This window comes from Pseudopedobacter beijingensis (assembly GCF_042678145.1).
GTDB lineage: Bacteria > Bacteroidota > Bacteroidia > Sphingobacteriales > Sphingobacteriaceae > Pseudopedobacter > Pseudopedobacter beijingensis.
The window spans coordinates 1-16,892 of sequence record NZ_JBHUDG010000010.1 but is presented as its reverse complement, the minus strand read 5'-3'; the positions used below and the strand labels follow the sequence as shown (position 1 = coordinate 16,892).

At 38.3% G+C, this 16,892-nt stretch carries 11 protein-coding genes; all 11 read left to right on the top strand.

Annotated elements, in window-relative coordinates; translation table 11 throughout:
• Positions 1 to 294: 294 nt before the first annotated feature.
• Positions 295 to 867, top strand: a complete 573-nt coding sequence (locus ACFSAH_RS07830) for an RNA polymerase sigma-70 factor (protein WP_379662161.1) — start codon at positions 295 to 297, stop codon at positions 865 to 867.
• Between the two features lie 267 nt (positions 868 to 1,134).
• A complete protein-coding gene (locus tag ACFSAH_RS07825; protein ID WP_379662160.1) occupies positions 1,135 to 2,301 on the top strand; it encodes a FecR family protein in 1,167 nt (388 codons plus the stop codon).
• A 160-nt stretch (positions 2,302 to 2,461) separates the two neighbouring features.
• Entirely contained in the window at positions 2,462 to 5,995 is a 3,534-nt protein-coding gene (locus ACFSAH_RS07820; protein ID WP_379662159.1) for a TonB-dependent receptor, read from the top strand.
• A gap of 26 nt (positions 5,996 to 6,021) precedes the next feature.
• Positions 6,022 to 7,506 (top strand): RagB/SusD family nutrient uptake outer membrane protein, encoded by a 1,485-nt coding sequence (locus tag ACFSAH_RS07815; RefSeq protein ID WP_379662158.1) that lies wholly within the window; start codon positions 6,022 to 6,024, stop codon positions 7,504 to 7,506.
• Positions 7,507 to 7,532: 26 nt separating this feature from the next.
• A complete protein-coding gene (locus ACFSAH_RS07810; protein ID WP_379662157.1) occupies positions 7,533 to 8,399 on the top strand; it encodes a PKD domain-containing protein in 867 nt (288 codons plus the stop codon).
• Positions 8,400 to 8,608: 209 nt separating this feature from the next.
• Positions 8,609 to 9,781, top strand: coding sequence for a T9SS type A sorting domain-containing protein (locus ACFSAH_RS07805; RefSeq protein ID WP_379662156.1), 1,173 nt, complete (start codon positions 8,609 to 8,611; stop codon positions 9,779 to 9,781).
• Positions 9,782 to 9,783: 2 nt separating this feature from the next.
• Positions 9,784 to 10,908, top strand: a complete 1,125-nt coding sequence (locus tag ACFSAH_RS07800; protein WP_379662155.1) for an acyltransferase family protein — start codon at positions 9,784 to 9,786, stop codon at positions 10,906 to 10,908.
• Between the two features lie 18 nt (positions 10,909 to 10,926).
• Positions 10,927 to 12,474, top strand: a complete 1,548-nt coding sequence (locus ACFSAH_RS07795) for a DUF4832 domain-containing protein (protein ID WP_379662154.1) — start codon at positions 10,927 to 10,929, stop codon at positions 12,472 to 12,474.
• Positions 12,475 to 12,477: 3 nt separating this feature from the next.
• The gene (locus tag ACFSAH_RS07790) at positions 12,478 to 14,067 is read left to right on the top strand and encodes a glycoside hydrolase family 31 protein (RefSeq protein ID WP_379662153.1); all 1,590 of its coding nucleotides are present in this window, start codon (positions 12,478 to 12,480) and stop codon (positions 14,065 to 14,067) included.
• Positions 14,068 to 14,279: 212 nt separating this feature from the next.
• The gene (locus tag ACFSAH_RS07785; protein ID WP_379662152.1) at positions 14,280 to 15,860 is read left to right on the top strand and encodes a right-handed parallel beta-helix repeat-containing protein; all 1,581 of its coding nucleotides are present in this window, start codon (positions 14,280 to 14,282) and stop codon (positions 15,858 to 15,860) included.
• Positions 15,861 to 15,932: 72 nt separating this feature from the next.
• Positions 15,933 to 16,892: Gfo/Idh/MocA family protein (locus ACFSAH_RS07780; RefSeq protein ID WP_379662151.1), on the top strand; the 960-nt coding region annotated here is incomplete at its 3' end.

Here is a 16,892-nt window from a genome sequence, read left to right as displayed (position 1 = left end):
CCAGTCAGGACATTCCAGATTTCACCAGAGGAAAATGGAAGACCCGAAAGAATACCTTCGCCCTGGACGATTCAGGATTGTAGATTAAATATACGTTTGGTTAAAGTTGAAAAGTCACTTGAAAGAGTGACTTTTCTTTTTAGCTCGTGATTTTTAGTTTTTGGAGAGATGATATTGGATTTTTGATTAAAATTGATGGATAATGTATTACTTACGGATACGAGGATAAATTAATGATATAAACTTTATTATTATATATATAACAATTGTATATTGTTTTTTATTTTGTGAAACTTGAAAATCAATTATAAAATACTTCCAGATGACGAATTACTAATAAAGCTAAGTGAAAATAACACGGATGCTTTTAATGAAATCTATAATCGATATTGGAATGTTATGTTCATGTCTGCCTATAATGTACTCCGTGATAGAGAGCCATGTATGGATATTGTGCAAGAGCTTTTTATTTGGTTGTGGGAGCATCGTAATCAATTGGATATAGCTTCTCTTAAGCCATATTTGATGGTTGCTGTAAAGTTTAAAGTAGCCAATTTTATCAGAAGTGGAAAAGTAAGAGATTCTTTTTTTGAGAAGCTGAAACAGACAGAAGAACCTTATGAATTGGCACAAGATAGTTTAGAGGTCAAAGAATTAATGGCTATGATTAATCATTTTACCAATCAACTACCTGAAAAATGCCGGAAAGTCTTTCTGTTGAGCCGTCAGGAACATTTAAGTAATAAAGAAATTGCGGAACGTTTAGGGATATCTGTAAAAACAGTAGAAAACCAAATGACGATAGCGATAAAAAAAATGAGATCTTCGTTGACCAGAATATCTTCATTTCTTCTGTTGTTTTTGTGAAGGGTTTTTCCACATTGACGATTAATGAGGAGAGACGTATTAAATATTAACATATACCGCCAACATCCCAGGAACTTACAGATTTTTATTATCCTTTCTTAATAATGAGTAAATGAACTTATTTATGTTCATGCGAAGGGGCTTGTTTGTTTAATTAAATAGGTTATTTATCTGAGAAACTCTGATTGAGACTTTCATTACTCAAAAAAATACATTCTCTTTAGGGGGTACATCCTTTAGAAGTGCCATACATATAGAAGCAGCGAAATGGAAAAGAACGAATTTCAGCAATTAACCGAAAAAATTAGTAACGGAACGGCCACAGAAAAAGAGGTAGCGTTATATAATTATTATTATACAAAGCTACAGAAAGAGACGTGGAAAAATAAATATCAGGACGATATGGAGCAGGTTGGGAAAGAGCTTTTCTCACGAATCAATAGTCATATTTATATAAAGAAACACAAGATACGGTTGGCGACTTATATGAAGGTGGCAGCTTCGATAACTATTATTGCTGTAGCTGGCTGGTGGTATTTAAAGAAAGATAAAATAAACGACCCGGTGGCAATGAATTATAATGAACGATTGGGGGAAAATATAGATCCGGGAAATAATAAAGCTATTTTGATATTAAGTGATGGTTCTGAGTTGAATTTAGAGGGCTCAGTTAGTGGAACATTGGCAGATCAGGGAGGTGTGGCCATTAGCAAGTTGCCAAGTGGGGAAATCGTGTATAATATAAACAGTAAAGTAGCACAGGTCGAAAAAAGTTTATATAATACTATTAACATACCACGAGGGGGAGAATATCAATTGGTTCTTCCAGATGGAACAAAAGTATGGCTCAATGCATCAAGTTCTCTTAAATTTCCGACATATTTTACAGGGAGTAGTAGGGTGGTTGAACTTAAAGGAGAAGCATATTTTGAAGTTGCGAATACTTATTTGAATAAAAATGGAAAGCAACAACGGATGCCATTTATTGTTAAAACCGCATCTCAGAAAATAGAAGTATTGGGCACACATTTCAATGTAAATGCATATGCTAATGAAGAAAATGTAAAAACAACATTATTAGAAGGGGTTGTAAAGATACTTTCGGCTAAAACAGGGGCTTTTAAAATCCTTAAACCAGGTCAACAATCTCAGGTTGCAGCAGCAGGAAATATTTCTTTAACAGAAGTAGATGTAGAGGAAGTCACGGCTTGGAAGAACGGTATGTTCTATTTTAATAATACCGATTTGAAAACGATAATGAAACAACTCTCTCGTTGGTATGACATTGAAGCAGATATAGAGAATATGCCACAAAAAAGATTTAATGGAATACTTTCAAGGAATGTTAAATTGTCACAGGTACTTACCATGATGGAAAAAACAAGTGGATTGAAATTTAAAGTAGAAGAAAGGAGGGTTTCGATGCTTAAATGATTATATGCCAGTAGAGTAAAAGCAAAAACCCGCCCTTGTGGTAAAGGAGGGGTTTTAAGAACAAAGGTGCGGTAACACCAATGTAATTAAGGCTTTTGTTTTTGGAATAATACCGACTAAAGTAATTAATCAATTTACTAACCTTAACTTATACAAATGTATGAATAATAATATTCATGACAATGGGATGTATTGTGCCAATTATAAACATCTATATCCCCAAAGAACTTTGTCGAAAATTTTATTGGCTATGAAGCTTACTGTATTATTGACGCTCTTTGCCTGTTTACAAATAAAGGCAGCAGTTTATTCTCAGCAAATAAGTCTATCGGTAAAAAATGTCTCTTTAGAAAACGTGATTAAAGAAATACGTAAACAAAGTGGCTATGCTTTCTTCTATGATGCGGAGTTCCTGCAGAGAGCGACACCAGTAAGCTTAAGTGTAAAGAAGGCATCAGTAGAAGAAACTTTAAGAAAAACCTTCGAGGGGCAAGCTTTTACTTGGGAAGTTTTAGAAAATACGATACTAATAAAGCCCATAATTAAAGAAAAATTGTCAACTAAAGTAGTATTGCAGCCACTTTCAGAAGTGAAAGGAAAAGTTACTGACGGAAAAGGAGAGCCTCTTCCAGGAGCAACAGTGAAAGTAAAAGGTACAGCAATGGGGGTTGTAGCTGATATTAATGGTAATTTCTCCTTAAAATCCGTAAATGATCAATCAATGCTGGTTATTTCTTATACCGGTTTTGTAACACAGGAAATAGTTGTAAATGGACGTAATCAGATAATAGCAGCTTTGGTAGAAGATAGCCAAACCCTAGATGAACTTGTTGTTATAGGCTATGGAACTCAAACCAGAAGAGATCTTACTGGAGCAGTATCATCTGTAAAGGCAGAGGATATTGTGATGTCTCAGGGACCCGAAGTTGGTAACATGTTGAAAGGTAAAGTGGCAGGTGTTACAATTCAACAGAACAGCGCCCAACCGGGAGGAGGAATTAATATATCTGTTCGTGGAAATGGATCTTATAACGCCAGTAACGCCCCGTTATTTGTAGTAGACGGGTTTCCAATCTCAGATTTGCAACAGCCGGAACCCCATAGCCGGAACCATTATGATGGAGGAACACAAAGTATCCTGAATTCTTTTAACCCCAACGATATAGAATCTATTGAAGTGTTGAAAGATGCCAGTGCAACTTCTATTTATGGTGCGAGAGCGGCAAACGGAGTTATCCTGATTACTACCAAAAGAGGTAAAGAAGGTAAGGCGACAGTAAATTATTCCACAAACTTTTCATGGCAACGGTATGACAATTCTTTCGATATGCTTTCTTTAAGCGAATGGATGCAGGTAAGTAATGAAGGAGGTTATGAACTATGGCTGAGGGAGAATGGAGTTTATCCTTATGGAAGCAACACATTAGAGCAGATACAGGCAAAAATAGATAATAACGAAATAACCGCTTATGAGAAGCAATTTACCCAGAATGCAATTAATAATGTAGGAAAGGGAACAAACTGGTTTGATCAGGTAATGCGTAACGGAAGCACACAGCAGCATAACCTGTCTATATCCGGCGGAAACAAGGCTACAAGATATTTGATATCAGGGAATTTTTATGACCAAAATGGTATCGTAAAAAATTCAGCTTTCAAAAGATATTCTATGCGGGCGAATATTGACCAGGAAGTAAGCAAATATGTAAAAGTAGGGCTTAACCTTACCAGTAGCCGCATAGATAATGATAATACCCAGTTGGGAGGTTTGGAGCATGAAAAATCGGGGATTATCAGAATGGCTCTCCAGATGGGGCCTCAATTTCCTGTAATGGATGAGGACGGTAATTATACAAGTAACCCGCAGGCACCTCTGCAACCTAATCCGGCATCGGTACTCACTATTTCTGATAAAGGGAGAATAGAACGTTTGCTGCTGAACACCTTTGCTGACATTACACCTGTAAAAGACCTTACAATAAGGTTAAAAGCAGGGCTTGACAGGGGAATAACCAAGAGATTGATGTACCTTCCGAGAACAACCATACATGGAGCGTTAGAGAATGGAAGTGCCTCTATCAGTAATTTTGACAGAGACGATTATCTGTTAGAAGGAACGGTAAACTATACAAAAACATTTGGAGACGGGCATAAATTTGATGTGCTGGGCGGAGCCTCTCAACAGAAGTTTTATGAACGCACTAATGTGAGTACCGCATCGGGCTTCGTTACAGATGCTTTTCTGTGGAATAATCTGGGGGCGGGAAGCATGCAGCCGGCTTCAAGCTCTTATGGTTCAGAGAATATGATGGCATCTTATTTCAGCCGTTTAAATTATAATTACAAAAGCAGGTACCTGTTTACCTTTACCATACGTACAGACGGAGCCAGCGTATTTGCCAGAAACAATAAATGGGCAACTTTTCCATCTGCGGCTTTAGCATGGAATATGGCAGAAGAGCCTTTCTTTCAGAATATAAAGAGTACGGTTTCTCAAATGAAACTCAGGTTCAGTTATGGGCAAACGGGCAACGCTGCTATTGGAAATAACGCATTTGCTGCTTACGAGTCTTATGCCGGCTGGCTGTCTAAAGAAGACCAAAGGATGATGGCTGTATCTCTGTCAAGATTAGAAAATCCCGACTTAAAATGGGAAACTACCACAGGAGCTAACTTAGGTTTGGATTATTCTTTATTTAATGGTAAAGTAGAAGGGTCGGTAGAATTGTTCAATAATGTTATCTCAGATTTATTACAGAGGAAGCCGCTAAATTCTTACCATGAAGTAGATTCTGTTTGGTCAAATGTAGGAAAAACAAGAAGCAGGGGAATAGAAGTAAGCATCAGTACCCGTAATGTACAGCGTAAAGATTTTCAATGGAAAACCATTGCTAATTTTTCATTATACAGAGATACCTGGTTAGAAAGAGCACCGGATTGGAAACCTTCTGTTTATGAAAAAACCAATGACCCAATAAGGGCAATGTTTTATCAGCTTTCTGATGGAATACTACAAATGGGAGAAAAAGTTCCTGACGCTCAGTCAGATCCTACTAAATTATTATTGCCCAGTCAGATAAAAATAAGAGATATAAACGGCTTGGTAAGAGACGAGTTTGGTAATCCGGTAGTAGATGAAAATGGAAGGTTTTTAAGAACAGGACAGCCGGACGGAATTATTGACGAAGCGGACTATGTATTACTGGGATCATCAGACCCTGGGTATATGGTAGGTTTAACCAATATCATTACTTATAAAAAATTCAGCCTGAATTTTGATTTCAACGGATTGCTGGGCAGAAGAATGGCAGACCCTAATTATGTTAATTACGGTTATAGCGCATGGGGTGTTGCAGAACGTGGTTATAATGCTTTAAGATCAGTAAAAGACAGATGGACACCTACAAATCCTTCAACTACCAATCCCGGTACTATAACCAATTATTCTGATTATGGAACCGGAGATTTCTTTTTGCAGAAAGCATGGTTTATCAGGTTGCAGAATATTTCATTAGGGTACGAACTGCCTACTAAATGGGCTAAAAATGTATTCTCGTCTGCCCGCGTAAATGTAGCGGCGCATAATATTTTTGTGATTACCCCATATACAGGAATTGACCCTGAAACGGACTCTTATACAGCTGCGTATCCAAACATCAGGACATTTACCGCAGGGTTGAATTTTACATTTTAATTAGATAGCGTCTAAAAAACAGAAATATGAAAAAGATTAAATTATTGATTGTATCGTTTGTATGGTTGCTGGGCGGTTGTACCAAAGATTTGGTATCTATTGATTATGGAGATATAAATCCGGCAATTTTTCCGAAAACAGCGGAAGATATTGAAGCAATGGTAAATTCTGCTTATTATCCTATAAGAGGATCGTGGTGGGATGGTATGTTTTCAACTTCAGAAAGAGGAGTACAGATGATAAGCGATTGTACCACAGAGATACTAACCGGTTGGTACGATGAGAAACAACAGGCAACACTACATAGCTACCAGCCTGATGATGGAGGTATTACTGGTTTTTACGATAGGTTTTATAACAAGATAAGCCGTATGACGATGACTATATACCTGATAGAAGAATCTACGGTGAGTGAAGAACTGAAAAAGAAAGCCATTGCAGAAGTACGCTGTGCCAGAGGGTTACTTGCCTATACTTTATTTGACCTTTACGGGCCTATTGTAATAGCACCTTTGGAGGTGTTAAAGAACCCATTAGTAGAAGCTCCTTTAGCAAGAATGCCTTATGATGAGATGGTAAATTTTATAGAAGCAGATTTATTAGCTGCTACTGAAGATTTACCACATCCCGCAGATGCAGATTACGGCAGGTTTAACAAAGCATTGGCAAAGATGCTATTGATAAGACTGAACCTTCACGAAAAAAGATGGGACAAAGTGGTAGAGCTGGCAGATGATATTATTAATTACAATTATTATGGACTGGCAGATGATTATGTAGGCTTGTGGAGTCTGGATGGTGCAAAAAATAACTATAATGGGCTAATTAACAGAGAAATTATCTGGTCAATTCCCTGTGATTACGAAGGAACCAGTCAAAATCAATGGCAGTTAATGGTTTTACCGGGAGGATATGCACCAAAAGGAGGATGGGGAACTGTACAAAGTACCTGGTGGTTTTACGACACTTTTGAAGCCATAGACAAAAGAAGAACTATGTTGATTGCAGAATTTACAGATGTGGAGGGCAGAACATATAACCGGGCTAATCCGGGCTCATTTCTTAATTATGGACCGTTACCTTTAAAAATCCACGAAGATGCAGCAAGGACAACAAGCTATTCAACCGTAGATATCATTATGTACCGTTATGCAGATGTGCTGCTTTCCAAAGCAGAAGCATTAGCCAATGGAGGAGGAGTGCCAACTCAGGAGACAATAAACCTTGTTAACAGGATAAGAAACAGGGCGGGATTGGAAGATGTTAAACTCTTAGACTATCAGAATCTTACTGCATTTAACGACATGTTGCTGACAGAAAGAAGCCATGAGTTCTGGTGCGAAAACGGACAGTACAGAGCAGATTTAATCAGGCATGATAAATTTGTTTCCCGTTGCCTAGAGGTAAGGCAATCACCATATACGGCTCCTTATAAGCAGGTTTTTCCGTTCTCCAGAACCAAGATAACAGAAGGGAAAGGAATGTTTATTCAGAACCCATTTTATAATTGAAATAAGGTAGTACAAATAAATTATATATGAAAAGAAATATAATTCAGTTAGCAGGTATTACCATGATAATGCTGCTGATAGTTTCCTGTAAAAAGGAAGATGGTGAAGAAGGTACAAAAGCGGTATTTAGCTATGTAAGAGATGGGTTTGTAGTAAACTTTACCAATTTTTCCAGCGATGCCACAGAGTATTTGTGGGATTTTGGCGATGGTAGCGGAACAACATCAACCAGAAGATCTCCCCAGTATATATATGGAGCAAAGGGAAATTACTTGGTGACTCTAACAGCAAAAAAGGGAGATATAGTAAGCACCTTTACAGATACCGTAACCATTAAAGGTCCCAATATTAAAATAAACGGAGATTTTACAGACTGGGAACATGTAGAATATACCCATATTAATGAAGGTACTTCGGGCGGAACCTTATTGGCGTTAAAAACATTTGCAACAAGTACTCACCTGAATTTCCTGGTAGAAGGTACTGAGGAAATGACACTGGCCAGGTTGCAGATTCATTTTGATACAGACAAGAATCCTGCAACTGGTTATCCTGCATGGCAATATCCCGCAGGTTCCGGTTCAGATTATAAACTGGAAGGCAGTATAACAGACGGTTGGGGTGGTTTTCAGCAGCATTCAGGCAACCCTGCCGATGGATGGGGCGGTTTTTCGGACGATATAGCATCTTTTACAGAAGTTATAGCCTATTCGGAAGTGAAAACTGTTGGAGATAAAAAAGTTATAGAGTTTTCTATTAAAAGAGAGTTTTTCGGAAATTTAGAGGGCTACTTTAATTATTCCATTTTAGAAAGTTCGGTAACATATACCCAGATAGGAGCAATACCAGCAAATCAATTTCCGCAGGCTAAGTACGGTATATATCCACTATAAAAAATTAAATAGAAAAGAGCACAGCTGATTTTTATTAGTTTATTGTTTGATTTCTGTTGATAGAGAGAGGATGTCCGGAAAATAAATTTTTCTGACATCCTCCTGCAACAGTATTGTTTCAATTCTCTAAACAAAAAGAATTTGAAGTAATTGATAAATAAGAAATTATATCTCATAGTGATATAATTAATCACTTAAAATTATAAATCATGAAAAGAAAACTTACATTAATTTTTAGTCTTTTAGGGCTTTGCTTTACAATCAGTGTTAAAGCGCAAATAATAACCATAGACGGAAATTTTTCTGATTGGGATGCGGTTCCATATGCTCATATCAATGCAGAAGGTACGGGAGGCCGTTTAGAAGCATTAAAGACATTTGGTACAGCAACACATTTGTATTTTATGGTAGAAGGTACCACAGAAATGGATTTTGGTACTTTATTGGTGCATCTTGATACAGATAATAATCCTGCAACAGGATATAATAATTCATGGCAATATGGTGCAGGAGCCGGGTCAGATTACAAAATAGAAGGAAATGCACCATGGTGGGGAAGTTTGGCACAGCATTCGGGAAATCCTGCTGATGATTGGGACGGTTTTACCGAGATACAACCTCTTACAAATGCCGATGTACATGCAAGATCGGCAGTTGTAGAATCGGGAGAGAAAAAGTACTTTGAGTTTTCTATTACCAAATCGTATCTGGGTACTTTAGGGACAGTGATCAATGTAGTTATTTATGATACTACTAACCCTGTTACTGGTTCGGTTCCGGCAACGGGTGAAAATGCTAAATACCTGCAAATTAACACAACAGGTATAACAACTTTGCCTGTAACACTCGCTTCTTTTTCCGCTACGTTCGCAGAAAATGGAATTATACTGAATTGGTCAACTTATTCAGAGCAGAATAATTCCCATTTTGAATTATATAAATCTGTAGATGGAGTTTCGTTTGATAAAATAGTCACTGTAGACGGAGCGGTAAATTCAAACTCCCAGCTTTTTTATAACTATACAGATCACGGCATTTCAAGCGGAAGTGTTTATTACAAATTAAAACAAGTTGATTTAAACGGAACAGGAACTCCTTTGGGAGTAGTGGAAGTAAAATCCAAACTCAAAAAAGCACAGTTTAGCGTATATAAAATATCGGGACAGAATGCTTTGGAACTCAGTGTTTATGCAGATAAAAATAAAGCTTCAAAGTTTGTACTGTCTGATATAAACGGAAAAGTATTAGCAGACAGTGATGTACAGTTAGTTTCCGGTAATCAGGTAATAAGAGTGCCATTGTCTGCAAAACCGGGAATATATGTAGCCACCTTAAGCACCACCGAAGGCTTGTTAACTCAAAAAATATCCATAGCTGAATAACCATGAAAAACGAGCCGTTAAATATAGAGTTTGTAAAGCAGCGTTTACTCTCGCTGGATGTTATGCGTGGGCTTATCATGATTCTGCTTGCTGCAGAAAGCTGTATGCTTTATGAATCATTAAGTAATATTACCGCTGATGATTCATTTGCAGGCAATCTTGTTAAGCAATTTTTCCATCATCCCTGGCGTGGTCTGCGTTTCTGGGATTTGGTGCAGCCGGCATTTATGCTGATGGCAGGTTCTGCGCTCTATATTTCGTGGCATGGAAAATCTAAAAAGGGAATCAGCTGGGAAAGTAACTTTAACCATATACTTGTACGCAGTTTCAGGCTGTTTTTGTTTGGAACTGCTTTACATTGTGTGTATGCGGGCAAGTTGGTTTGGGAATTATGGAATGTACTTACCCAGCTTTCCGTTACCACTATTATTGCCTGGCTGATTATCCGTAAATCGGGAACATGGCAGATAGTTTTTTCCCTGTTTCTGTTATTGCTTACCGAACTGATGTACCGTTTTATCCAGATACCTGGTTTCGACCAGCCTTTTATAGAACACCATAATTTCGGTGCTTATATGGACACCGTTTTAATGGGGAAAATCAATTCCGATGGATGGGTAGCAATTAATTTTATCCCTACGGCAGCGCACACAATATGGGGTGTTGTAGCAGGGAAACTGCTGATTTCATCACGTACCAACAGACAAAAAGTAAATTACCTTATTGTTTACGGAATCATCGCTTTGATAGCTGGTTATGCTTTAGACCTGAGCAATGTTACCCCGATTATAAAACGGATAAGTACCAGTTCATTTGTTTTAGTATCCGGAGGTTGGGTATTATTAATTATGGCCTTTTTATTCTGGATAAATGATGTGAAAAAGCAATCGAAGTACGCATGGATATTTACAGTAGTTGGTATGAATGCCATTTTTATTTACCTGTTCTTTAATACTGTTGGTATGCAATGGTTCAATGATTTTGTGGCAATTTTCGTCAAAGGGTTTTTAGGCTTAACAGAACTTTCAGACCAGATTATGTCTGTAATGTCTGCGATTGTAGCCCTTTTAGCCGAGTGGTATTTATGTTACTGGCTTTATCAAAAGAAAATATTTTTTAAACTCTAATTATTTAATACATTCCTTATGAGACCATTCAAAAAATTATCTCTATGTGCATTAATGTTGGTTCCGACCCTGATGAGCTGTAAGAAAAAAGGTGGCGCTGACCCGGCACCAGATCCGGGACCAAAACCTACGGTTACCTATACAGAGAGTACGGCAGATTTTCCAAATCCAGAACGGGGATTTTACCGCTATTCGGAGACGAGAACTAGTAGTTTTACTGTCTTAGATATAAATACTTTAAAAGGATATCGCCTTTTACAAAGTATATCCAATGCCAATTATCGCGTGTACAGTACATTGGTATTCAGGTATTATGTGCTTGACAATGTGAAAACCACGGCCATACCTCAAGGTACTTTAGATAAGATAAACGAAGATATGGCAGCAGCAAGAACTGCCGGGGTTAAATTAATTCCCAGGTTTGTTTATACAATAACCTCCTCAAGTTCGGGTGGTTGTTCAGATGGTATTTGTCCACCCTATGGCGATACATCAAAAGAACATATATTACAGCATATATCAGATTTAAAGCCTGTTCTGCATAACAACGCAGATGTAATAGCCTGTGTGCAGATTGGTTTTATAGGTATCTGGGGAGAACAATACTATACAGATTATTTCGGGGACCCGTCTTCTAGCGGAGGACAGGGGAAACTTACCGACGCTAATTGGCAGGATAGGGCAGAAGTGCTTGCCGCATTGTTAGATGCCGTACCTAAAAGTAGAATGGTACAGGTAAGGTATCCGCAACAAAAACAACGCTATGTATATGGCGTTAATGCCCTTGTCACAGCTGCGCCAATGACAGATGCAGAAGCCTTTTTAGAAAATGAGAAATCAAGGATAGGTTTTCATAACGACTGCTTCCTGTCGGGACCTAATGATATAGGAACTTATGAAGATTACGGAAACAGTTCAAGTAACAGAAGTTCAAGCTCTACCGTAGTTGATGCCCTAAAAGATTACAAGCGTAAAGACAGCAAATATGTCGTAGTTGGTGGAGAAACTTGTCGGCCGTTTACACCAGATAATAACTGCGAACCTGCCGGAAGAGCACAGGCTGCATTTGCCGAAATGCACTACAGCTACATCAATGCGCATTATAATAATCAGGTAAACAATGTTTGGCAAACAGGAGGCTGTATGGACAATATCAAGAAAAATCTGGGTTACAGGTTTGTACTGCAAAATGCCATATTTCCTGATGCTGTAACAGCAGGTAATAATTTTGCATTCACAATAAACCTGAATAATAAAGGATATGCCTCACCTTATAACGCCAGGCCAGTACAATTACTTTTACGTAAAACAGGAACACAGGAAATAACAACGTTAGTTATTGATACAGATATTAGAAAATGGTATACAGGGGCTGTCAAATTGGAATCTGCTGTAACTATTCCTTCAGATTTGGCAAAAGGAGAATATGAATTACTATTGAACCTGCCTGACGCTTATGAAAGTATAGCTTCAAGACCAGAATTCAGTATTCGCTTAGCTAATAATAACGTATGGGAAGAAACCACAGGATATAATAAACTGAACTATAAAATTACGGTAAACTAAAATATGAAGATTATATTCTTAATCCTGTTGTTCATAGGAAATATATTCAGTTTAGTTGCGCAAGAGAAGGTTATTTCCTTAACCAAAGACGAGAAATGGTTTGGCGGAGTGGTTAACGAAGCCCATTTGATGCCTTTTAAAGAGGGTTACGATTTCGACCTCTATGGAAACACCGGAACCAATCAAGCTGTTTCTTTGCTTGTTTCAACCAAAGGAAGATTTATCTGGAGTGAAGAACCGTTCCGTTTCACTGTCAGAAATAATCAATTAATTGTATCGAACAGAGGAGAGGCTGTTGTAATAGATTCATCAGGAAAAAATCTTCGTGAAGCTTATTTGAATGCAAGTAAAAGGTTCTTTCCGTCGAAAGGAAAATTGCCCGATACATTGTTATTTACCAGCCCACAATATAATACCTGGATAGAGCTGATTTATAATCAAAAACAAAAAGATATAATTACTTATGCCAAAGCGATTATAGCCAATGGTTTTCCTCCCGGCGTGATTATGATTGATGATAACTGGGCAGATTATTACGGACGGTTTGACTTCAGAGCGGATAGGTTTAATGACGCTGCTGGTATGATAGATACCTTGCACCAAATGGGCTTTAAAGTAATGCTGTGGATCAGTCCATTTATTTCTCCCGATACAGAAGTTTTCAGGGAGCTACAGTCAAAAAAATACCTTTTATATGATGGGGTAGATAAAAAAACATGGTCAGAAGCCGAAAAGATAGCCATAATCAATTGGTGGAATGGCTATAGTGCTGTAATGGATTTTACTAATCCCGAAGCAGAAAAATGGTTTCACGACAGATTGGAATACATGGTGAAAACCTATCATCTGGACGGTTTCAAATTGGATGCAGGAGATGCAGATTTTTATCCCAAAGATGCCATATCTTTTAAACCCGCAACACCTAATGAGCATAGTCGGCTTTGGGGAGAGTTTGGAAAATATTACGCTCTGAACGAGTACCGGGCAATGTGGAAAATGGGTGGAGAGCCTCTTGTACAACGATTACGCGATAAAAAACATAGCTGGGAAGACCTTCAAAAATTAATTCCCCATATTACAGTTGCCGGGTTGTTGGGATACCAGTTTACCTGCCCGGATATGATTGGAGGAGGCGAGTACGGGTCTTTTATCGGAAGGGATAATTTAGACGAAAATTTAGTAGTACGTTCTGCCGCATGTTCGGCTTTAATGCCTATGATGCAGTTCTCCGTTGCTCCGTGGCGTATTTTAAGCGAAGCCAATCTGGCATCTGTGAAAAAAATGGTGGCTGTGAGGGAAAAATATGTTCCTTATATTATGGAACTGGCAAAATCATCTGCTGTAAGCGGAGAACCCATTGTCAGAACTATGGAGTATGAATTCCCAAATCAGGGAATGGCAGAAATACAAGACCAGTTTATGTTGGGGAAACGCTATATGATGGCGCCTGTTGTTACCAAAGATCATAAAAGAAAAATTCAATTCCCCAAAGGTGTATGGAGAAGTGATGAGGGAAAGATTATTAAAGGTCCTAAAATAATAGAGGAAAATGTTCAATTAGACAGGCTGCCGGTGTTTGAATTGGTGAGATAGGCAATAAGATCTACTGTTTGGTATGTTCTGAAAGGCATGCCGCACAGCTAGTGATTTGTAATCCGCAGATATAGAATTTGTTTAATGACTAAAAAATAAATCCTTAGGATATGCAGAGTTTGTTTGGCAGGATTGAAAATCTCGGGTATTTGCGGATGGTTAATAAAACATAGTTTAACTACATATTAAAAATAACTATTAAAAAATCTGTTATGAAACTCAAACTATTAAAAAAGACAGCCTCTGCCGTTGCACTATTTGTATTTGCAGGTATGCTTACTTCCTGTAATAAAACTGAAATAGCTTCGGATAAACAGGAATTAACCGGAGCATCAAAAAAAGACGAGCAATCTTCAATATTGTCAACAATATATTACGTTGCCACAACTGGTAACGACAGCAATACGGGAACTTCGTTAGCAACACCCTTTAAAACCATTCAAAAAGCGTTAAACACAGCAGCTGCAGGTTCAACCATTTACGTAAGAGGTGGCACTTATTATGAAAGATTGAATTGGGTTAACTCGGGAACTGTTGGCGCTCATATAACATTAAGCAATTACAGCGGCGAGGTAGTAAATCTGGATGGATCTTTGCCATCTGTTCAGGATGCCATGATTCTTATCAGCAATAAAAGTTACCTTACAGTTGTTGGTCTTAATATCAGGAATAATTACAGAGCTTATGCAAAAGGGATACATATTTTAGGTTCAGGTACAAGTTTAGCGATAGGCAGCTGTAAAATATACAACATTGGCTGGCATACCAGTAAAACGGCCTATCCGTCACCTACTGATCAGGCAAATCCGTTTGTTATTGTTGGCAGTGGCGCTTCATCTTACAATAATATTTATATAGGAGGCTTGGAAATATACGATTGTGTAACAGGGTATAGTGAGTGCCTCACATTGAATGGTAATGTAGATAATTTTACCATAGAAAACAATAACATCCACGATAATACGAATATAGGGATTGATGTGGCGGGGCATTATTCCTGGACAGGAGCGCCTGCGGCAGTAAATCAGGTCCGCAATGGTGTAATCCGAAATAATACGGTAACAAACTGTGTTTCTCAGGTCGCGGTATCTGCCGGAATTTATTCCGATGGTGCAGCTAATGTAATCATAGAAAGAAACAAACTTAGCAGAAATGGCTGCGGCATCTCTTTAGGATGCGAAAACACATCTAAAACATCATCCAATATTACAGTAAGGAACAATTTTGTTTATAACAATATTAAGGCAGGTATAGTAGTAGGCGCAAATGCCAGTGGCAGTAAAGTAGATTATTCAAGTGTAAACAATAATACATTCTTTAAAAACTGCTCGGATGGTTTGTATGGAGGAGAAATCCATTACCAGCATGCAGATCATATTACACAAAAAAACAATATCATACAATCCAGAAGCAATGTGGTAATTATAGCTCTTTCAGGTTATAGTGCAACTAATCTTACTATGGATTACAATATGTACTATACGCTTTCAGGTTCAAGCGGAACCATAACATTCGATGGAATTGGAGGAACCGGTTATTATAGCCTGGCTACGTTCAAAAGCGGTACAGGGAAAGATATAAATTCTAATTACTACAATCCGCTGTTTGTGAATAATTCATTGCCAAACCCCGATCTTCATTTGTCATCAACATCTCCTGCTATCAATTCAGGAGACCCCTCTTTTGTTATTGGTGCAGGAGAATTGGATATTGATGGCGGTACACGTTTATTGAATGGAAGAGTTGAAAAAGGAGCTGATGAAATAACATCAACTCGTCCACCAACCTTATAGGAGGTGATAGATACAATGTGAAAACAATAACCGAAGTTATGATTAAAAAAATAAGAACTAAATTATAATTAGATGAACCGGAGAAAATTTATAAAGAGTAGTACCTTAACAACGGCAGGATTAACTATTTTACCAACAGGCTTAATGTTCGCCAAAGATAAAGCGATAGTAAAACTGGGCTACATAGGCGTAGGATTAAGAGGAAGAGTACACATAGACGAAGGTCTGAAGAGAAACGACGTAGAAATAGTAGCCATCTGCGATACACAGGAAAGCTCGCTGAAACTATGCCGCGAACAGTTTGTAAAAGCAGGTAAAAAGCTTCCCAAAGAATACACAGGAAGTTTGGACGCTTACAAAAAACTACTGGAAAGAAAAGACATAGACGGAGTCATCATCTCCACACCCTGGGTGTTCCACAGAGATCAGGCAATAGATGCTATGAAAGCAGGCAAGTACGTAGGTTGCGAGGTTATTGCAGGGTTAACCGTTCAGGACCATTGGGATATCGTCAACACCTCAGAAGCCACAGGCATGCAATACATGACCCTGGAGAATGTTTGCTACAGAAGAGATGTAATGGCCATGCTAAATATGGTGCGTCAGGGCTTATTTGGTGAATTGGTGCACCTGGAAGGTGGTTACCAGCATGATCTGCGGGAAGTACTTTTTAATGATGGCAAACATTTTTACGGTCACGGTGTAGAATTTGGCCCCGACAAATCTATCGGCGAAGCCCAATGGAGAACCCAGTACAATATAGATGTAGACGGAGACCTGTACCCAACCCACGGTTTAGGCCCTTTAATGAACTATGCAGACATTAACCGAGGAAACAGGTTAACCAACCTGGTATCATTCTCTTCCAAAGCCCGTGGTCTGGCAGACTACGTCAACAAGCAGTCACCCGGCCATGCCAACTCCAAGATCAACTATAAAAATGGAGACATCACCACCACAATGATCAATTGTGCCAATGGCGAGACCCTTACAATCACCCACGATACACATTTACCACGTCCCTATTCAATA

What these genes read in the sequence shown, in the direction of transcription:
- ACFSAH_RS07825 (WP_379662160.1), top strand. Translation starts at nt 1,135, where the DNA reads ATGGAAAAGAACGAATTTCAGCAATTAACCGAAAAAATTAGTAACGGA.
- ACFSAH_RS07820 (WP_379662159.1), top strand. Translation starts at nt 2,462, where the DNA reads ATGAATAATAATATTCATGACAATGGGATGTATTGTGCCAATTATAAA.
- ACFSAH_RS07815 (WP_379662158.1), top strand. Translation starts at nt 6,022, where the DNA reads ATGAAAAAGATTAAATTATTGATTGTATCGTTTGTATGGTTGCTGGGC.
- ACFSAH_RS07810 (WP_379662157.1), top strand. Translation starts at nt 7,533, where the DNA reads ATGAAAAGAAATATAATTCAGTTAGCAGGTATTACCATGATAATGCTG.
- ACFSAH_RS07805 (WP_379662156.1), top strand. Translation starts at nt 8,609, where the DNA reads ATGAAAAGAAAACTTACATTAATTTTTAGTCTTTTAGGGCTTTGCTTT.
- ACFSAH_RS07800 (WP_379662155.1), top strand. Translation starts at nt 9,784, where the DNA reads ATGAAAAACGAGCCGTTAAATATAGAGTTTGTAAAGCAGCGTTTACTC.
- ACFSAH_RS07795 (WP_379662154.1), top strand. Translation starts at nt 10,927, where the DNA reads ATGAGACCATTCAAAAAATTATCTCTATGTGCATTAATGTTGGTTCCG.
- ACFSAH_RS07790 (WP_379662153.1), top strand. Translation starts at nt 12,478, where the DNA reads ATGAAGATTATATTCTTAATCCTGTTGTTCATAGGAAATATATTCAGT.
- ACFSAH_RS07785 (WP_379662152.1), top strand. Translation starts at nt 14,280, where the DNA reads ATGAAACTCAAACTATTAAAAAAGACAGCCTCTGCCGTTGCACTATTT.